General features: G+C 72.0%; 16 protein-coding genes. 8 read left to right on the top strand and 8 right to left on the bottom strand.

Annotated elements, in window-relative coordinates; translation table 11 throughout:
• Positions 1 to 70: 70 nt before the first annotated feature.
• Both O7617_RS07830 and O7617_RS07825 read right to left on the bottom strand, forming a co-directional pair.
• Positions 71 to 883, bottom strand: coding sequence for an SGNH/GDSL hydrolase family protein (locus O7617_RS07830; protein WP_282262502.1), 813 nt, complete (start codon positions 881 to 883; stop codon positions 71 to 73).
• Complete coding sequence (locus tag O7617_RS07825) at positions 880 to 1,932, bottom strand: SGNH/GDSL hydrolase family protein (RefSeq protein ID WP_282262501.1); 1,053 nt, start codon at positions 1,930 to 1,932, stop codon at positions 880 to 882. Before O7617_RS07825 ends, O7617_RS07830 begins: the two co-directional genes overlap by 4 nt.
• 150 nt (positions 1,933 to 2,082) lie before the next feature.
• Here O7617_RS07825 and O7617_RS07820 point away from each other — a divergent pair, with 150 nt between their 5' ends.
• Both O7617_RS07820 and O7617_RS07815 read left to right on the top strand, forming a co-directional pair.
• Positions 2,083 to 2,439 carry a YkvA family protein gene (locus O7617_RS07820; RefSeq protein WP_282262500.1) on the top strand — a complete coding sequence of 119 codons (357 nt, stop codon included), beginning with the start codon at positions 2,083 to 2,085 and terminating at the stop codon, positions 2,437 to 2,439.
• Positions 2,440 to 2,510: 71 nt separating this feature from the next.
• Positions 2,511 to 3,881 carry a cystathionine beta-synthase gene (locus tag O7617_RS07815; protein WP_282262499.1) on the top strand — a complete coding sequence of 457 codons (1,371 nt, stop codon included), beginning with the start codon at positions 2,511 to 2,513 and terminating at the stop codon, positions 3,879 to 3,881.
• Positions 3,882 to 4,098: 217 nt separating this feature from the next.
• Here O7617_RS07815 and O7617_RS07810 read toward each other — a convergent pair whose 3' ends face one another.
• The 4 genes from O7617_RS07810 to O7617_RS07795 all read right to left on the bottom strand — a co-directional run bounded on the left by O7617_RS07810 (position 4,099) and on the right by O7617_RS07795 (position 7,057).
• Positions 4,099 to 4,608 carry a GNAT family N-acetyltransferase gene (locus tag O7617_RS07810; protein ID WP_282262496.1) on the bottom strand — a complete coding sequence of 170 codons (510 nt, stop codon included), beginning with the start codon at positions 4,606 to 4,608 and terminating at the stop codon, positions 4,099 to 4,101.
• Positions 4,605 to 5,534, bottom strand: a complete 930-nt coding sequence (locus tag O7617_RS07805; RefSeq protein WP_282262494.1) for a ribonuclease Z — start codon at positions 5,532 to 5,534, stop codon at positions 4,605 to 4,607. The genes O7617_RS07810 and O7617_RS07805 overlap by 4 nt, the downstream gene beginning before the upstream one ends.
• A gap of 362 nt (positions 5,535 to 5,896) precedes the next feature.
• Positions 5,897 to 6,559: a peptide-methionine (S)-S-oxide reductase MsrA gene (gene msrA / locus O7617_RS07800; RefSeq protein WP_278143937.1), complete on the bottom strand. Its 663-nt coding sequence runs from the start codon at positions 6,557 to 6,559 to the stop codon at positions 5,897 to 5,899.
• A 75-nt stretch (positions 6,560 to 6,634) separates the two neighbouring features.
• The gene (locus tag O7617_RS07795; RefSeq protein ID WP_282262492.1) at positions 6,635 to 7,057 is read right to left on the bottom strand and encodes an HIT family protein; all 423 of its coding nucleotides are present in this window, start codon (positions 7,055 to 7,057) and stop codon (positions 6,635 to 6,637) included.
• Positions 7,058 to 7,173: 116 nt separating this feature from the next.
• On the opposite strand from O7617_RS07795, the gene O7617_RS07790 reads away from it, so the two are divergent.
• The 3 genes from O7617_RS07790 (at position 7,174) to ilvA (ending at position 11,103) form a co-directional block, all read left to right on the top strand.
• Positions 7,174 to 8,316 carry a cystathionine gamma-synthase gene (locus O7617_RS07790; RefSeq protein ID WP_282262491.1) on the top strand — a complete coding sequence of 381 codons (1,143 nt, stop codon included), beginning with the start codon at positions 7,174 to 7,176 and terminating at the stop codon, positions 8,314 to 8,316.
• 12 nt (positions 8,317 to 8,328) lie between these two features.
• Positions 8,329 to 9,738 carry an amidase family protein gene (locus tag O7617_RS07785; protein WP_282262490.1) on the top strand — a complete coding sequence of 470 codons (1,410 nt, stop codon included), beginning with the start codon at positions 8,329 to 8,331 and terminating at the stop codon, positions 9,736 to 9,738.
• Between the two features lie 144 nt (positions 9,739 to 9,882).
• Entirely contained in the window at positions 9,883 to 11,103 is a 1,221-nt protein-coding gene (gene ilvA / locus O7617_RS07780; RefSeq protein WP_282262488.1) for a threonine ammonia-lyase, read from the top strand.
• Positions 11,104 to 11,163: 60 nt separating this feature from the next.
• Here ilvA and greA read toward each other — a convergent pair whose 3' ends face one another.
• Both greA and O7617_RS07770 read right to left on the bottom strand, forming a co-directional pair.
• Positions 11,164 to 11,661, bottom strand: a complete 498-nt coding sequence (gene greA / locus O7617_RS07775) for a transcription elongation factor GreA (RefSeq protein WP_088986285.1) — start codon at positions 11,659 to 11,661, stop codon at positions 11,164 to 11,166.
• A gap of 156 nt (positions 11,662 to 11,817) precedes the next feature.
• Positions 11,818 to 12,258, bottom strand: a complete 441-nt coding sequence (locus O7617_RS07770) for a DUF4307 domain-containing protein (RefSeq protein ID WP_282262486.1) — start codon at positions 12,256 to 12,258, stop codon at positions 11,818 to 11,820.
• A 201-nt stretch (positions 12,259 to 12,459) separates the two neighbouring features.
• Here O7617_RS07770 and mca point away from each other — a divergent pair, with 201 nt between their 5' ends.
• From mca to O7617_RS07755, 3 genes are all read left to right on the top strand, one after another.
• Positions 12,460 to 13,341, top strand: a complete 882-nt coding sequence (gene mca / locus O7617_RS07765; protein ID WP_282264669.1) for a mycothiol conjugate amidase Mca — start codon at positions 12,460 to 12,462, stop codon at positions 13,339 to 13,341.
• A gap of 48 nt (positions 13,342 to 13,389) precedes the next feature.
• On the top strand, positions 13,390 to 13,683 hold the full coding sequence (locus O7617_RS07760; protein WP_282262485.1) for a hypothetical protein: 294 nt from the start codon (positions 13,390 to 13,392) through the stop codon (positions 13,681 to 13,683).
• Positions 13,684 to 13,861: 178 nt separating this feature from the next.
• On the top strand, positions 13,862 to 16,399 hold the full coding sequence (locus O7617_RS07755; RefSeq protein WP_282262484.1) for a bifunctional diguanylate cyclase/phosphodiesterase: 2,538 nt from the start codon (positions 13,862 to 13,864) through the stop codon (positions 16,397 to 16,399).
• The last annotated feature ends 5 nt before the right edge of the window (positions 16,400 to 16,404 follow it).

Raw genomic sequence — 16,404 nt, 5'->3', positions numbered from 1 at the left:
GTTAACCCGCCAGTAACAAGGCGCGGAAGGAGCAGGCGCGGCGGGAAATGTCACCCCCCGCCGGACTGATCTAGCGCCGGGTGGCGACCGTCGCGGCGGCGGCGACGGCGGGCAGCAGCGCGTGCGCCCAGACCCGGTAGCCGTCGGCGGAGGGGTGGAAGCCGTCGTGGCAGAGCGTGCCCGCGTCGGCCCGGAACACCGGCCCGGTCTCGGCGGCCAGGTCGACCACCGAGCCACCGGCGTCGAGCACGGCAGTGGTCTGCGCGCGGGCCATCCGCCGCCCGGACCAGCCGACCACCTGGCGTAGCGGAGGGGCGATGGCCCGCACCGCGCCGAGGTCGGGGCAGGTCCCGACGACCACCTCGACCCGTGCCTCCCGCAGCCGGTGCACGGCCGCGGCCAGGTAGGCCGCCGCGTCGGAGGGGCGGCGCAGCCCGGTGGCGTCGTTGGCGCCGATAAGGATCAGCGCCACGTCGGGCCGCTCCCCGAGCAGGGACCGGGCCACCTGGGTGGCCAGGTCCGTCGAACGGGACCCGGAGACGCCGACGCTGGACAGGTGCACCCGACGGCCGGTCGGGCCCTCGGCGAGCAGGTGTGCCAACTGCCCGCCGATGGTGTCCTCAAGACGGTCGACACCGACGCCCAGGGCCGACGAGTCACCGAGAAGCACCAGCCGCAGCGGCGGAGCCTCGGCCCGGCCGATCGTGGCCCGCAGGGCCAGCCCCAACTCCGGCTCGGCGTAGCGCCGGTGTCGGGCGACGAACGCCTCGCCGGCCAGGACGGCAGCGCCTCCCACGGTGCCGGCGAGCAGCGAGAACGCCGCCGCCCGGCCCAGCCGGCCGGCGAGGCCGGCGTTCACGCCCCGCACTGTGCGCTCGTTCATGCCAGTCCCTCCACTGTCGAGGTGTCCGAGGCGGACCCGTGCTGCGGCACCGCGCCCACACCGAAGAACGCGCGGCGACGCAACTGCGCCCACCGGCCCTCCGGCCCTCGGTCGCGGCCCCGGACCCGGGTGCCGCTGACCTCCGTGCCGGCGTGCCGGGCCGCCTCCTGCGCGGCCTCCGGCAGCGACCGTACGCCCTCGCCCGGCGTCGGCGTAACCCGTCGTTCCTGCCCCGCGCCGAGCGCGGAGAGCATCGTCGGCAGGAGCGCGGCGGCGGCCATCGCGTAACCCTCGGCGGACGGATGGAACCGGTCCCAGGCGAACATCCGGGTCGGCTCGGCGGTGAACCGGGGGCCGAGCAGGTCACCCAGGGAGACCGTCCAACCGCCCGCCTCGACCACGGCGACCGTCTGGGCGGCGGCGAGTTGCCGGCTCCACCGGTGCGCCAGCCACCGCAACGGCGGCTGGATCGGGCGGATCGCGCCCAGGTCGGGGCAGGTGCCGACGACCACCTCGCACCCGGCGTCGCGCAACGTGTGCACCGCCTCGACCAGGTAGCGCACCGCCAGCCCGCGCGGGGTGCGGTTGGTGATGTCGTTGCCGCCGATGAGGATCACCGCGATGTCGGGTCGGCATTCCAGCGCCGCCTCGACCTGGTGGCGGAGTGCCGAGGAGATGGCACCGACGACCGCGAAGCGGTGCAGCCGCACCGGCCGGTGCAGCCGACGGGTCAGACCGGTGGCGAGCAGGGCCCCGGGTGTCTCTCGACGGCGGTGCACCCCGTAGCCGGCCGCCGACGAGTCACCGAGCACGACCATGGTGAGCGCGGGACCGGGGAACTTCGCGCCGTAGACGCCGTCGCAGCGCGGGGGCGGCGCCTCGGCCATCGGGATGGTGCGCCGAGCCTGCCGGGCCTGGCCGAGCAGCACCCCGCCGGTCGCCACCGCGGCCGCCACGGTAGCGCCCGTGCCGATGGCCGCCAGGCGGGCGAACCGCCGGGCCTGCCGCCACCTCGTACCACCGGGTACGACGGAATCAGCCACCCCCATACCGCGACATTATCGCGCCGGCCCGACACGCCGCTGTCGTCGCGACGGCACTCGGGTGCCTGGAAATCGACGCTCCGGGGTATCTGTCCAGGGCCGGCCGGCCTACTTGCGCCGACCCGCCACGCTGGTCCGGCGGAGAGGAGCACGACGATGGGGAAGACACTGAAGCGCAGTGCGGCGTTCGCCGCCCTGGCACGGGCACTGGCGGCCGGGGCCCGGGGTGGGCCGTCGCTGGGCACCCGCCTGGCCGCGCTGCCCCGGATGATCCGGGCGACCACGAAGGGGGAGTACGACGGCGGTTTCCGACTGGCCCTGATGACCGCGGCCACGGCGTACATCGTCTCGCCCATCGACTTCCTGCCGGAGATCCCGCTGGCGATCTTCGGGCTCGCCGACGACGCGGTCATGATCACCTGGTTGGCCGGCAGTGTGCTCGCCGAGACCGATCGCTTCCTGGAGTGGGAAGCCCGCCGCAGCTCGGTCATCCCGGGCGGGCTGGTGCCCTGACGGCACGTACGCTGGGCGCGAGGAACCGTCTGCCCGGCCGCCGTCGCCGGCGCCGCAACGAAGGGCACACCGTGCAGTACTACGACAACGTCGTCGACATGATCGGCAACACCCCGCTGGTCCGCCTGCGTAACGTCACTGCGGGCATCCAGGCCACCGTGCTCGCCAAGGTGGAGTACGTCAACCCGGGCGGCTCGGTGAAGGACCGGATCGCGCTGCGGATGGTGGAGGACGCCGAGGCCGCCGGCCTGCTCGAGCCCGGCGGCACCATCGTCGAGCCGACCAGCGGCAACACCGGTGTCGGGCTGGCCCTGGTGGCCCAGCTCAAGGGCTACCGGTGCGTGTTCGTCTGCCCGGACAAGGTCAGCCAGGACAAGCAGGACGTGTTGCGGGCGTACGGTGCCGAGGTGGTGGTCTGCCCGACCGCCGTCGCCCCCGAGGACCCGCGTTCGTACTACAACGTGTCCGACCGGCTGACCCGGGAGATCCCCGGAGCCTGGAAGCCCAACCAGTACAGCAACCCGGCCAACCCGCGCTCGCACTACGAGACCACCGGCCCGGAGCTGTGGAAGCAGACCGAGGGTGGGCTCACCCACTTCGTGGCCGGCGTGGGCACCGGCGGCACGATCTCCGGCATCGGGCGGTACCTCAAGGAGGCGTCCGACGGTCGGGTGCGCGTCATCGGGGCGGACCCGGAGGGTTCGGTCTACTCCGGCGGCACCGGCCGTCCGTACCTGGTCGAGGGCGTCGGCGAGGACTTCTGGCCGGAGACGTACGACCGGGGGGTCGCCGACGAGATCGTCGAGGTGTCCGACAAGGCGTCCTTCGAGATGACCCGGCGGTTGGCCCGCGAGGAAGGGCTGCTGGTGGGGGGCTCCTGCGGGATGGCGGTCGTCGCCGCGTTGGAGGTCGCCCGCAAGGCCGGCCCGGACGACGTGGTCGTGGTGCTGCTGCCGGACGGCGGCCGGGGTTACCTCTCGAAGATCTTCAACGACTCGTGGATGGCCCGGTACGGCTTCCTCGACAACTCCGGCGCCGAGCCGACGGTGGCCGACGCGCTGGCGGGCAAGCCGGGTGGTCTGCCCGAGTTGGTTCACGTGCACCCGACCGAGACGGTCCGCGACGCGATCGACTACATGCGGGAGTACGGGGTGTCGCAGCTTCCGGTGCTCAAGGCGGAACCGCCGGTGGTGACCGGTGAGGTCGCCGGTTCGATCGCGGAGCGGGATCTGCTCGACGCGCTCTTCACCGGGCAGGCCCACCTGCACGACACGATCGAGCGGCACATGGGCGACCCGCTGCCGATGATCGGTGGTGGCCAGCCGGTGAGCGAGGCGGTCGGGCTGCTGGAGAAGTCCGACGCGGCCCTCGTCCTCGTCGACGGCAAGCCCAAGGGCGTCCTCACCCGCCAGGACCTCCTGGCCCACCTGGGAGCCCACTAGACGGGTACGTGCCGACCCTGGCCATGGCTGTGGACACAGCCATGGCCGGCGGTGACCGTCGGTCACCTCCGTCGGGCGGATGCAGCAGTGAGCGATATACCTCAGAGTCATATTTATACCTCTGAGGTATATCGCTCAACAGCACATCGACCTGGCGGGCCAGCCCCCAGGTGGGCACCGGGCACCCCTACGTCGGCCTGCTGCCCGGCCGGCCGGTTCAGAGGGGGCGGGTGTAGCGGACCTGAGGGGTGAGGGCGGTGCCGATCTGCTCCTCGCGTTCGATGCCCGTCGACGTCCAGCCGCCGCGCTCGTAGAAGGAGCGGGCGTGGGCGTTCTCCCGGAGCACCCAGAGCACCGCGCGACGCCAACTCCGGGCGCGCATGGCGTCCAGGGCGTCCACCATCAGCACGCGACCGGTGCCGCGGCCCTGCTCGCGGGGGTCGAGGTGGATCGCGTTGAGCAGCCCGGTGGCGGGGTCGTCCTCGTCGTCCGGGCCCAGGTGGCTGAACCCGACCAGCGCCCCGGCCCGCTCCGCCACCGTCATCCGGTGGGTGTCCCGCTCCCAGTGCCACCGCTCGACCCAGTACCGTCCCATCGCCTCCGGTGTCGGGTCGGCCAGGGCTTCGGGCGGCAGGAAGGCGGAGTACGCGGCGACCCGGGAGCGTTGGTGCAGGGCACCCACCGCCATCAGGTCGTCGCCGGTGGCGGGGCGGAGCGTGACGGTCACCAGGCCGAGGCTACCCGGCGGGGTGGGAGCTGCACGGTGGTCAGATCCTCGGCGACGATCAGATCACCGTCGAAGTGCTCGCGCGCCTCGTCGTGAAACCGGCGCGGGTCGGGGTAGCGCTGGGAGAAGTGGGTGAGCACGAGTCGGCGTACCCCGGACTCGGTGGCCACCCGGGCGGCCTGCGCCGCGGTCAGGTGGCCGACCTCGGCGGCGAGCGCGGCCTCCGACTCCAGGAACGTCGACTCGATGACCAGCAGGTCGGCGTGCTCGGCGAGCGCGTACACCCCGTCGCAGAGGCCGGTGTCCATCACGAACGCGAACCGCTGCCCGTGCCGGGGCTCGCTGACCTCGTCGCGGGTGACGCGGCGCCCGTCGAGGTCCAGGTGGCCGACGCGGATCAGCTCGCCGACGGCCGGACCGGCGATGCCGTACGCGGCCAGCTTCTCCGGCAGCATCCGGTGGCCGTCCGGCTCGACCAGCCGATAGCCGTACGTTTCGATGGGGTGCCGCAGTCGGCGTGCCTCCAGCGTGCCGCACGTCAGGGTGATCCGTTGCCCGTCCGCCTCGATGGGTTCGACCCGCAACTCGGCGGTCTCGTAGAAGGAGGTCGCGTGCCGTAGCCGGGCGAAGTACTCGGCGCCCCCGGCGGGGAAGTGCACAGCGACCGGGTGCGGCACCCGGTCCAGGGAGAGCCGTTGGATGGTGCCGGGCAGGCCGAGGCAGTGGTCGCCGTGGAAGTGGGTGACGCAGATCCGGGTCAGGTCGCTGGCGGTGACAGTGGTGTGCAGGAGCTGACGTTGGCTGCCCTCACCGGGGTCGAAGAGGATCACCTCGTCGTCCCAGCGCAGCACGTACCCGTTGTGGTTGCGTTGCCGCGTCGGTGCCTGGCTGGCCGTCCCCAGCACCACCAGTTCGCGCATCGACATCGGGGGCCTCCGGATATGGAGCGACCCCCGGGGCGCTCCGCGCTCGCGCGCGGGCCGGCTGGACTTTGGCCGGCACCCCGGGGGTCGGGTGGCTGTCTGGAATTCGCCGCACCGCTGCCACACGGTCTCGACGATGGTGCTGGTGCCCGCCTGTCGGCGGACCGATCACTGTCGAGGACAGCGGCTAGCGGACAGCCACCTCACGAGTCCGATTGCTATACAAGTCTGGACCACCTCCTTTCACGTGTACGGCCACGCTATCGACTTCTCGCCGCCCTCGGCAACGGATTTCGATCACAGGCCGAACGGGAATGCCCGGCCGCCTCATCGGCGACCGGGCACGCCCACGGGTGGCAGAGAGGTCAGCCGCCGACGCGGGCCACGCCGACCGGGCAGCTCAGCCCGTTCGGGCCGTGGTTGCAGTAGCCGTTCGGGTTCTTGGTCGGGGCGAGGTACTGCTGGTGGTAGTCCTCGGCGAAGTAGTAGCTGCCGAGCGGGGCGATCTCGGTGGTGATCTCACCCTTGCCGGCCCGCGTCACGATCGGCTGGAACGCGTCCCGGGACGACTCCGCGATGGCCCGCTGCTCGTCGGTGGTCGTGTAGATCGCCGACCGGTACTGGGTGCCCACGTCGTTGCCCTGGCGCATGCCCTGGGTCGGGTCGTGGTTCTCCCAGAAGACCTTCAGCAGGTCCTCATAGTTGATCTTGCTGGGGTCGTACACCACCTGGACGACCTCGGCGTGACCGGTCCGGCCGGAGCACGTCTCCTCGTACGTCGGGTTCTTGGTGATGCCACCCGCGTAGCCGGCGGAGGTGGTGTAGACGCCGGGCAGCGTCCAGAACAGCCGCTCGGCGCCCCAGAAACAGCCCATGCCGAAGACCGCTACCTGGAGGCCCTCCGGGAACGGGCCCTTCAACGGGGTGCCCAGAACCTCGTGCCGGTCGGCGACCGGCATGGCGATCGGACGGCCGGGCAGGGCCTGGTCGGGCGAAACCATCTCGGCGTTCATACGGCGCAAAAACACGTGGGGATCTCCTCTCGTACCTCTCGCAGCGTTCAACACCGGTGGGTCCACCTTCCTTACCCGCGCGAGTGTGAGTCAGGCCGCGCCGCAGAGTGCGGCGGCGACCCGGTCCGCGTAGGTCTGGGCCTCGGTGTCGTCCTCGTAGCGGGTGCGTGGCCAGAAGAACCCCCGCAGCCCGTCTCCCTTGGTGCGGGGCACCACGTGGGTGTGCAGGTGCGGGACGGACTGGGACACCTTGTTGTTCATCGCCACGAACGTCCCGCCAGCCCCCAGACCGGACTCCACGGCCACCGCCAAGCGTTGGACCAGCGCGAAGTAGCCCGGCAGCAGGTCGGACGGCAGATCGGCCAGGGTCACCAGGTGCGTCCGGGGGACCACCAGCACGTGCCCCTTGAACACCGGCCGGGTGTCCAGGAACGCCACCCCGTCCGGGGTGTCGGCCACCCGGAACGCCGGCACCTCACCCGCCACGATCCCGCAGAACACGCACCCGCTCATCGGCACAGGCTATGCCGCACCCGCGCGGGACGCCCGTCCAGCGCCGGCCGGTGCGCGGGGCCGTGCCGGACAGGTTCTTGTTCCAGCACTCGGGACGGGGCACTAGCCTCACCACCATGAACCACGGCTTCGAGACGCTCGCCATCCACGCCGGCCAGGACCCTGAGGCCCGCACCGGTGCGGTGATCCCACCGATCTACCAGACCAGCACGTACGCGCAGGACGCCGTCGGTGCGCCCCGGCTCGGCTACGAGTACAGCCGTTCCGGCAACCCGACCCGCGACGCGCTTCAGGAGTGCCTGGCGGCGCTGGAGGGTGGGCCGGTGGGGCTGGCCTTCGCCAGTGGCCTGGCGGCGGAGGACACCCTGCTGCGGGCCGTGTGCCGGCCGGGCGACCACGTGGTGATCCCGGACGACGCGTACGGCGGCACGTACCGGCTCTTCGCCCGGGTCGCCCAGCGCTGGGGCCTGGAGTTCACCCCGGCCAAGGTGTCCGACCCGGACGCGATCCGGGCCGCCGTCCAGCCCGGCCGCACGAAGATCGTCTGGCTGGAGACGCCGACCAACCCGCTGCTCGGCATCGCCGACATCGCCGCCCTGGCCGCCGTGGCACACGACGCGGGCGCGCTGCTCGTCGTGGACAACACCTTCGCCTCGCCGTACCTGCAACAGCCGATCGCGCACGGCGCGGACGTGGTGGTGCACTCCACCACCAAGTACATCGGCGGGCACTCCGACGTGGTCGGTGGCGCGCTCGTCGTCGCCGACGCCGGGCTCGGCGAGGAGCTGCGCTACCACCAGAACGCGATGGGCGCGATCAACGGCCCGTTCGACGCCTGGCTCACGCTGCGCGGCATCAAGACCCTCGGGGTACGCATGGACCGGCACTGCGACAACGCCGAGCGGCTCGCCGCGTACCTCGACGGGCACGCCAAGGTCGCCCAGGTGATCTACCCCGGGCTGCCCTCGCACCCCGGTCACGAGGTCGCCGCGAAGCAGATGCGCCGGTTCGGCGGCATGATCTCGTTCCGCGCCTCCGGCGGTGAGGACCACGCCGTCGAGATCTGCAACCGCACCAAGCTTTTCGTGCTCGCCGAGTCGCTGGGTGGCGTGGAATCCCTGATCGAGCACCCGGGCCGGATGACACACGCAAGTGCTGCGGGCTCGCCGCTTGAAGTTCCCGGGGATCTCGTGCGACTGTCTGTCGGCATCGAGACGGTCGACGACCTGCTCGCCGATCTGGAGCAGGCACTGGGCTGACCGCTGGGGAGGATGGCCGTGCAGGACATCATGGCGACCTGGGTCGGGGCGACCGCCAAGCAGATCGCCCGGGGCGTACGCCGGGGTGACGTCTCGGCCACCCAGGTCGTCGCCGACCACCTCGAGTACATCTCCCGAGCCGACCGTGAGCTGGCCGCGTTCCGGGCCGTTCGCGGCGGCGAGGCGATCACCGAGGCGGAGAAGGTCGACGAGCAGGAGGACCTCGCCAACCTGCCGCTGGCCGGGGTTCCGGTGGCGGTGAAGGAGAACACCCCGGTCGCCGGCCTGCCCACCTGGAACGGGTCGTCGGCCGCCCGCACCGACGTGGCGGAGGCCGACCACGAGGTGGTGCGGCGGCTACGTGGCGCCGGCGCGGTGATCCTCGGCGTGACCCGGATGCCGGAGCTGGGGCTGTGGGCGCTCACCGACGACGACAGCGCGGTGACCCGCAATCCGTGGGACAGCACGCGTACCCCCGGTGGCTCCTCCGGCGGCGCAGCCGCCGCGGTGGCCGCGGGGCTGGTGCCGATCGCGCACGGCAACGACGGTCTCGGCTCGATCCGGATCCCCGCGGCCTGCTGCGGTCTGGTCGGGCTCAAGCCGGGTCGGGGTGTGGTGCCCTGCCAGCTCGGCGCGGACGACTGGTTCGGCCTCACCGAGCACGGCATGCTCACCAGCACCGTCGCCGACGCGGCGGTCGGCTTCTCGGTCCTCGCCGGTCGACGTCCCGAGAAGCTGGTCCCGCCGCAGCGGCTGCGGGTGGGCGTCTCGCTGCGCTCCCCGGTGCGTGGTGTCGCACCGGACGCGCCCAACCGGGACGCGGTCGCCGCCGCCGGCCGGCTCCTCGCCGCCGCCGGGCACGACACCGTGCCCGCCGATCCGGTCTACCCCACCGCGCTCGGCCTGCAGGGCATCGCCACCTGGCTCGCCGCCGCGGCGACCGACGTCCGGGCGTCCGGGCTGGACCGGCGTGACCTGCAACGGCGTACCCGTCGGCACGTCGCGTTGGGCGAGTGGGCACAACGCCGGGGTTACGTGCGGGAGGCCGACCGGGTCGCGTGGCGGCAACGGTCCGTCGACTTCTTCGGCGACCACTCGATCGACCTGCTGCTCACCCCGGCGTTGGCCACCGCGCCGCCGGAAGCCGCGCGCTGGTCCGAGCGGTCCTGGCGGGCGAACATGACGATCAACATCCGGTACGCCCCGTACGCCGCGCCGTGGAACATCGCCGGTCTGCCGGCGGTGGTGGTGCCGGTGGGCCGGCGCCCGGACGGTCTGCCGGTCGCGGTGCAACTCGTCGGCCCGCCCGGCTCGGAGCTGCTGCTGCTCGGTGTGGCCGGCCAGTTCGAGATGGCCGCCCCGTGGGCGCGCCACGCCCCCGGCTATCCCCGGATCGGAACGGGGTCGCCGGCCGTCGCATGATCGACCGCCCCGTGGTCCTGATCGACTCGGGATCGCCGATGTGGCGGTATCGAGGTGGGGTGGTTACCGCCGCATCGGCGATGTCGAGGTGATCGAGCCGGTGTCGCCGCGAAGGGCCCCGGAGGCGGGTGGCACGATCGGGGCATGACGGAACTGGTCGGACTCGACGACGTGCGGGCCGCGCGGGAGTTGCTAGCCGGCGTCGTCCGGACCACCCCGCTGGAGCCCTCTCGTCCGCTCAGTGCCGCGCTGGGCGGGCCGACCTGGCTCAAGTGCGAGAACGTGCAGCGTGCCGGCTCGTACAAGGTGCGGGGCGCGTACGTGCGGATCTCCCGGCTGTCGGCGGCGGAGCGGGAGCGCGGCGTGGTCGCCGCCAGCGCGGGCAACCACGCGCAGGGCGTGGCCCTCGCCGCCGGCCTGGTCGGCACGCACGCCACGGTCTTCATGCCGATCAACGCGCCGCTGCCGAAGGTGGCGGCCACCAAGGGGTACGGCGCGCAGGTCGAGCTGGCCGGCAACACCGTCGACGAGTCGTTGGTCGCCGCCCACACGTACGCCGAGCGCACCGGGGCGGTGCTGATCCACCCCTTCGACCACCGGGACGTGATCGCCGGCCAGGGGACTGTCGCGCTGGAGATCCTCGAACAGTGCCCGGACGTGAAGACGATCATCACCGGGGTCGGTGGCGGCGGTCTGATCTCGGGGCTGGCGGTGGCCGCGAAGGCGTTGCGGCCGGAGGTGCGGATCATCGGCGTCCAGGCGGCCGGTGCGGCGGCGTTCCCGCCCTCACTGGTGGCCGGGGAGCCGGTCCGGCTGCCGACCTTCGCCACGATCGCCGACGGCATCGCGGTCGGCCGTCCGGGCGAGATCACCTTCAACCACGTGCGCAAACTGGTCGACGAGGTCGTGACGGTCTCCGAGGAGGACATCTCCCGGGCCCTGCTGATGCTGCTGGAACGCGGCAAGCAGGTCGTCGAGCCGGCCGGGGCGGTCGGTGTCGCCGCGCTGCTGGCGGGCGCGGTCGAGGTGGAGACGCCGGTGGTGGCGGTGCTGTCCGGCGGCAACATCGACCCGTTGCTGATGCTGCGGGTGATCGAGCACGGGCTGGCCGCCGCGGGTCGCTACCTGCGGGTGACGGTGCGGTGTTCGGATCGGCCGGGGCAGCTCGCGTCGCTGCTCAGCCAGATCGCCGAGCATCGGGCCAACGTCGTCGACGTGGAGCACCAGCGCGCCAACCCGCACCTCGGCCTGGGTGAGGTGGAGGTGGCGCTGTCGGTCGAGACCCGGGGCGTGGAGCACTCGGACACGCTGATCAGCGCCTTGCGGGCCAGCGGCTACCAGGTGGTCTTCGCGGCCGAGGCGTGACACCGGTGGGTGTCACGCCTCGGGAACTCGCGTCGGAGTCGGGTGGTGCGGTCGGCGACGTCAGCCGGAGAACGGCTCGAAGCTGACCACCGTCACCTTGATGTCGGCACCGCTCGGTGCCGTGTAGGTGCAGGTCTGCCCGGCCCGGCCGCCCAGGATCGCCTTGCCGAGCGCCGACTCGGGGCTGTAGACGGTGAGATCGGTGGTGGCGGCGATCTCCCGCGAGCCGAGCAGGAACGTCTCGGTGTCGTCGGTGTCGTCGTCGAAGTAGATCGTCACGACCATGCCGGGCGAGACCGCGTCCGCCGTCGGCGCCTCGCCGACCTTCGCGGTGCGCAGCAGCTCCGTCAGGTAGCGGATGCGACCCTCGGCCTTGCCCTGCTCCTCGCGGGCGGCGTGGTAGCCGCCGTTCTCCCGCAGGTCGCCCTCCTCGCGCCGAGCGTTGATCTCGGCGGCGATGGCCGGTCGGTTGGCGATGTGCTCGTCGAGCTCGGCCTGGAGGCGGTCGTACGCGTCCTGCGACAGCCAGGTGGCGGGCGCCTCGTTGCCAGTGGACACAGGCGTTCTCCTCAGTTGTGCGTGGCTGGCTGACAGGTGAACTACCAAGTTACCAGTGCGGTACGACACAGCGTGTCGGCCATCACCGCGGGTGCCCGGATCCGACACCGCGCGTAGATGGGCTCCGGCCCTCGGTCAGAGCGTTGTTTCCGCAGGTCAGGACGGTGGTCGGCAGCGTAGGACCTCGCCGATGAACGGCCGTGCGGTGGTGGCCAGGCGGTGCCGGGTCGTCACGTGCCGGTTGCCGGGTTCGGCCGTCACCGTGACCTGCTCCCGGGCCACCTCGGCACCAGCGCGGTCGCGAGCGCGCAGTACGCAGACAGCCGATCCACCCGCTGGCACGGTCACCCGGAAGTCGACAAGCACCTGGTTGTCGGTGATGTCCGTGTAAGTGATCACCTGGGCGTCGTAGACCGGATCGCCGTACTGGCGGTAGAGCCGTACCGAGATCACGGTCAGCGTCCCGACGAGCGCCAGCAGCACCAGTGCCGCCAGCAGCGTGCGTCGCCGCCGCCCGCCCGGTGCCCGGCGGCGGCCGTAGCGCCCGGCCGGGAAAACCGGCGCGCCTGAGGAAATTGTGGCGTGCGTCTCGGTCACCGGCGGGTATCTCCTGGCGTTGTTGTCGGCGGCATCGGCAAGAATGGCAGAGTCCCATCCTCCCACCCGGCTCAGCGGCAGGAATGGCAGGTCATGCCAGCGCTGCTGACCGGCGGCAAGGGTGCGGCGAGAAGATCCCGGCAGGTCAGCCGGTCGAGCCCGGTCGGGTCCACCGTCCGGCACAGACGAGGAGCGCCGAAGTTGGCAGAGCAACTGCGTCTCATGGCCGTGCACGCGCACCCGGACGACGAGTCGAGCAAGGGTGCGGCGACGACGGCGAAATACGTCGCACAGGGGGTGGACGTCCTGGTCGTGACGTGCACGGGCGGTGAGCGCGGGAGCGTGCTCAACCCGAAGCTCGACCGACCGGACGTGTGGGCCAACATCGCCGACATCCGGCGTGCCGAGATGGACGCCGCCCGGGCGATCCTCGGCATCGACCAGGCGTGGCTCGGTTTCGTCGACTCCGGTCTGCCCGAGGGTGACCCGCTGCCGCCGCTGCCCGAGGGTTGTTTCGCCCTGCAGGACGTCGAGGTGGCCGCCGGGCCCCTGGTGCGGTTGATGCGCGAGTTCCGTCCGCACGTGGTCACCACGTACGACGAAGAGGGTGGCTACCCGCACCCGGACCACATCATGTGCCACAAGGTGAGCGTGGCCGCCTTCGAGGCCGCCGGTGACCCGGAGCGCTACCCGGAGCTGGGTGCGCCCTGGCAGCCGTTGAAGCTCTACTACGACATCGGCTTCTCCAAGGGCAAGATCATGGCCCTGCACGAGGGCATGCTGGCCGCGGGGCTGGAGTCGCCCTACGAGGAGTGGCTCAAGCGGTGGGAGGACCGGCCCGACAAGGGCCCCCGGATCACCACCCGCGTCGAGTGCGCCGAATACTTCCCGGTCCGTGACGACGCGCTGCGCGCCCACGCCACCCAGGTCGACCCGGACGGCTTCTGGTTCCACGTGCCGATGGAGCTTCAGCAGCGTGCCTGGCCGACCGAGGATTACGAGCTGGCCCGCTCGATGGTCGACAGCCCGCTGCCCGAGTCGGATCTCTTCGCCGGGGTGCGGGAGACGGCGCACGCACGCTGATTCCGGGCGGGTCTACCCTGGTTACCAACCGCACATCGGAGGAACGCCATGCTGACCGCTGCCCAGGTGCTCGCGGAGAACAACTTCGGGGACACCCGCACGGGTGGTCTGGCCGGCCCGATGGGCCTGTTCCTCATCCTGCTGTTGGCCACCGCGACCATCCTGCTGATCCGCAACATGAACTCCCGGCTGCGCCGCCTGCCGGACCGGTTCCCGCAGCAGGCGGGGCCGACCGACCCGACCAGGGCCGACGCGGCAGTCGTCGATCCGACAGACGGGACCGGGGGGCGTGATTCATCCACGCCCGCTCCCAATGGGCGCCAGCAGCACCGGAACGGGTAGTCGCCCCATGAATCACGCCGAACCGGTTGGTCGCCCCCTGTTGCGGCCACCCGGTTTGGCTTAGCCTTCCGCCGGGGGACCAAAAGTCTCCGAGCCGTGTGCGGGAGGGGGCGCCGATGACCAGCACAGCACCGGCCGCCCGCCGTAACCTCGGCCGGCCGGCTGACGGGGGAGGTCGATGACCTCCGGTTCAGCCGACGACTCGTTCGACCGGCTCGGGGTGCGAGGCACTCCGGGCCGGTTACTCGTGCTCACCGCGGCCGTCACCCTGACCGCCGTGGTCGCCGCCGCCGTCGGCTTGACCCTCCCCGCCACGCTGCCGGCCGACGACCCACTCGGCGGTCCGGCCCGGTTCGCCATCGCGGTCGCCGTCCTCGGCCTCGCCCAGCTGGCCCGGCTCCGATTCCGTTCGGCCGCGGGCATGGTCAGCATCACCTGGGGTGAGGCGGCGCTGATCGTCTGCCTCTATCTGGCCCCGGCCGGTTGGCTCCCGTCCGCCACGCTGCTCGGCACCGGGCTGGCCTGGACGATGCTCTCGCTGCACAACGACCGCCGTCCGGTTCTGGAGATCGTCCGCATCGCCGCCTCGCTGACCGCCGCGTCAGCGCTGGCGGTCTCCGTGACCACGGCGCTCGGCCGACCGCTGCTCTCCCCACCCACCCCGATGCTGTCGCTGGCCGTGCTCGCCGGTTCGGTGACCTATCTGCTGGTGACCGCCTGGCTGGGTGGGGTGACGTTGGGCCTGCGGCACGGCCTGCCGATCGGGCCGCCGCTCCTCGCCGCGCTGCGCGGCAAACTGCTGATGTTCGTCGGCAACGTGGCGGTCGGCCTGGTGGTGGTCGCCCTGCTGGAGCTCGACCCGCGCTGGTTGCTGTTGCTGCCGCCGCTGCTGTGGCTGCTCCAGCAGACCTACCGCTACCGGCTGCGCTCCGATCTGGAGCGCCGCACCTGGAGGGCCTTCGCCGAGGCCACCGCCGCCCTCAACCAGCTCGACGAGCGCGGTGTCGCCAGCGCGGCGGTCACCGGAGCACTGACCCTCTTCAACGCCGAACTGGTGGACGTCGACGTGGCCCGCGCCGACGGCCGGTGGCACCGGTACCGGGGCGACGCCAGCGGCCAACTGGCCGACCGCGAGACGGTCCCACCCGACGGGACGGAGCCGGACGAGCACGAGCACGAGCTGAGTCGGGCACTGGTCGTCGGCGACACGCCCGTGGGGCGGCTACGGGTGCGGTTTCCCCGTTCGGCGCCGCCCACCGCCCGCGAACGCGACGCCGTAGCCGCGTTCGGCGACGCGCTCGCTGCCGCGCTGCACGACGCCGCAACGCACCGCGAGCTGCGGTTGGTGACCGCCCGCTCGTCGTACGAGGCGGTGCACGACCCGCTCACCGGGTTGGTCAACCGGGCGGCGATGCTCGGCAAGGGTGACCAGTCGCTGCGGCAGCTCGCGCACGATCACCCGGTGGCGCTACTGCTGCTGGACATCAACCAGTTCAAGGAAGTCAACGACACCCTCGGTCACGCCGCCGGCGACCAGTTGCTGCGGCTGACCGCGAACCGGCTCGAAGCGCTCGTCCGCCCCGGCGACCTGCTCGGCCGCCTCGGCGGCGACGAGTTCGCCCTGCTCCTGACCAAGGTGCCGGTGCTCGGCGACCGGGCCGCCCCGATGGCCCACGCGTTGCGCCAGGCCCGGGAGGTCGCCGAACGGCTGGCCGCGCCGACCGAGGTGGCCGGCGTCCGGATGTCGATCGAGGTCTCCGTCGGGGTCGTGGTGGCCGACGCGGGCACCGCCGACCTGACCGAGCTGCTGCGCCGGGCCGACATCGCGATGTACCAGGCCAAGGAGGGTGGCGGCAACGTCGCCGCGTACGACGGCACCCGGGACGCGGCCAGCACCGATCAGCTCGCCCTGCTGGCCGAGCTTCGTGAGGCGTTGACGGTCGACGACCAGTTGGTGCTGGCGTTGCAACCGGCCGTCGATCTGACCACCGGTGCCCCCACCGGTGTGGAGGCGCTGATCCGCTGGCAGCATCCCCGGCGGGGGTGGCTGAACCCGGCGGACTTCATCCGCCCGGTGGAGAACAGTGAGCAGCTCGGCACCTTCACCCGCTACGTGCTGGACAAGGCGCTCGGGGTGGCCGCCGGCTGGGCCCGGGAGGGGTTGGACGTCCCGATCTCGGTCAACCTGTCGGCGCGTAGCCTGCTCGACCCCCGGTTGCCCGCGGAGATCGCCGACGCGCTGCGTCGGCACCAGGTGCCACCGCACCGGCTCGTCCTGGAGATCACCGAGACGGTGGTGATGAGCGAGTTGGAGATCATCGACGAGGTGCTGGCCACGCTCCGGTCGATGGGTGTGCAACTCGCCGTGGACGACTTCGGCACCGGCTTCTCGTCGCTGACCTTCCTCACCCGCATCGCCGTCGACGAGTTGAAGGTGGACCGCTCGTTCGTGATCAAGATGGTGGATTCGCCGGAGGCGGCGGCGATCGTACGCACGACCGTGGGCCTCGCCCACGAGCTGGGGCTGCGGGTGGTCGCCGAGGGGGTGGAGACCGCCGAGCAGCGGATGGCGCTGGCCGAGCTGGGCTGCACCTCCGCACAGGGCTACCACTTCTTCAAGCCGATGCCGGCGGACAAGATAGGCGCGGTGCTGGGGTCGCTGCGCGACTCGGCGGAGTCGAACGTGTTCCGGCTGCGCGCCGACGGCGCCTCCTGACCGCC

Origin of the sequence: Micromonospora sp. WMMD1155 (assembly GCF_029581275.1) — a bacterium.
Lineage (GTDB): Bacteria > Actinomycetota > Actinomycetes > Mycobacteriales > Micromonosporaceae > Micromonospora.
Note: the sequence above shows the minus strand (reverse complement) of the source record. Positions and strands in the feature narration are given on the sequence as shown.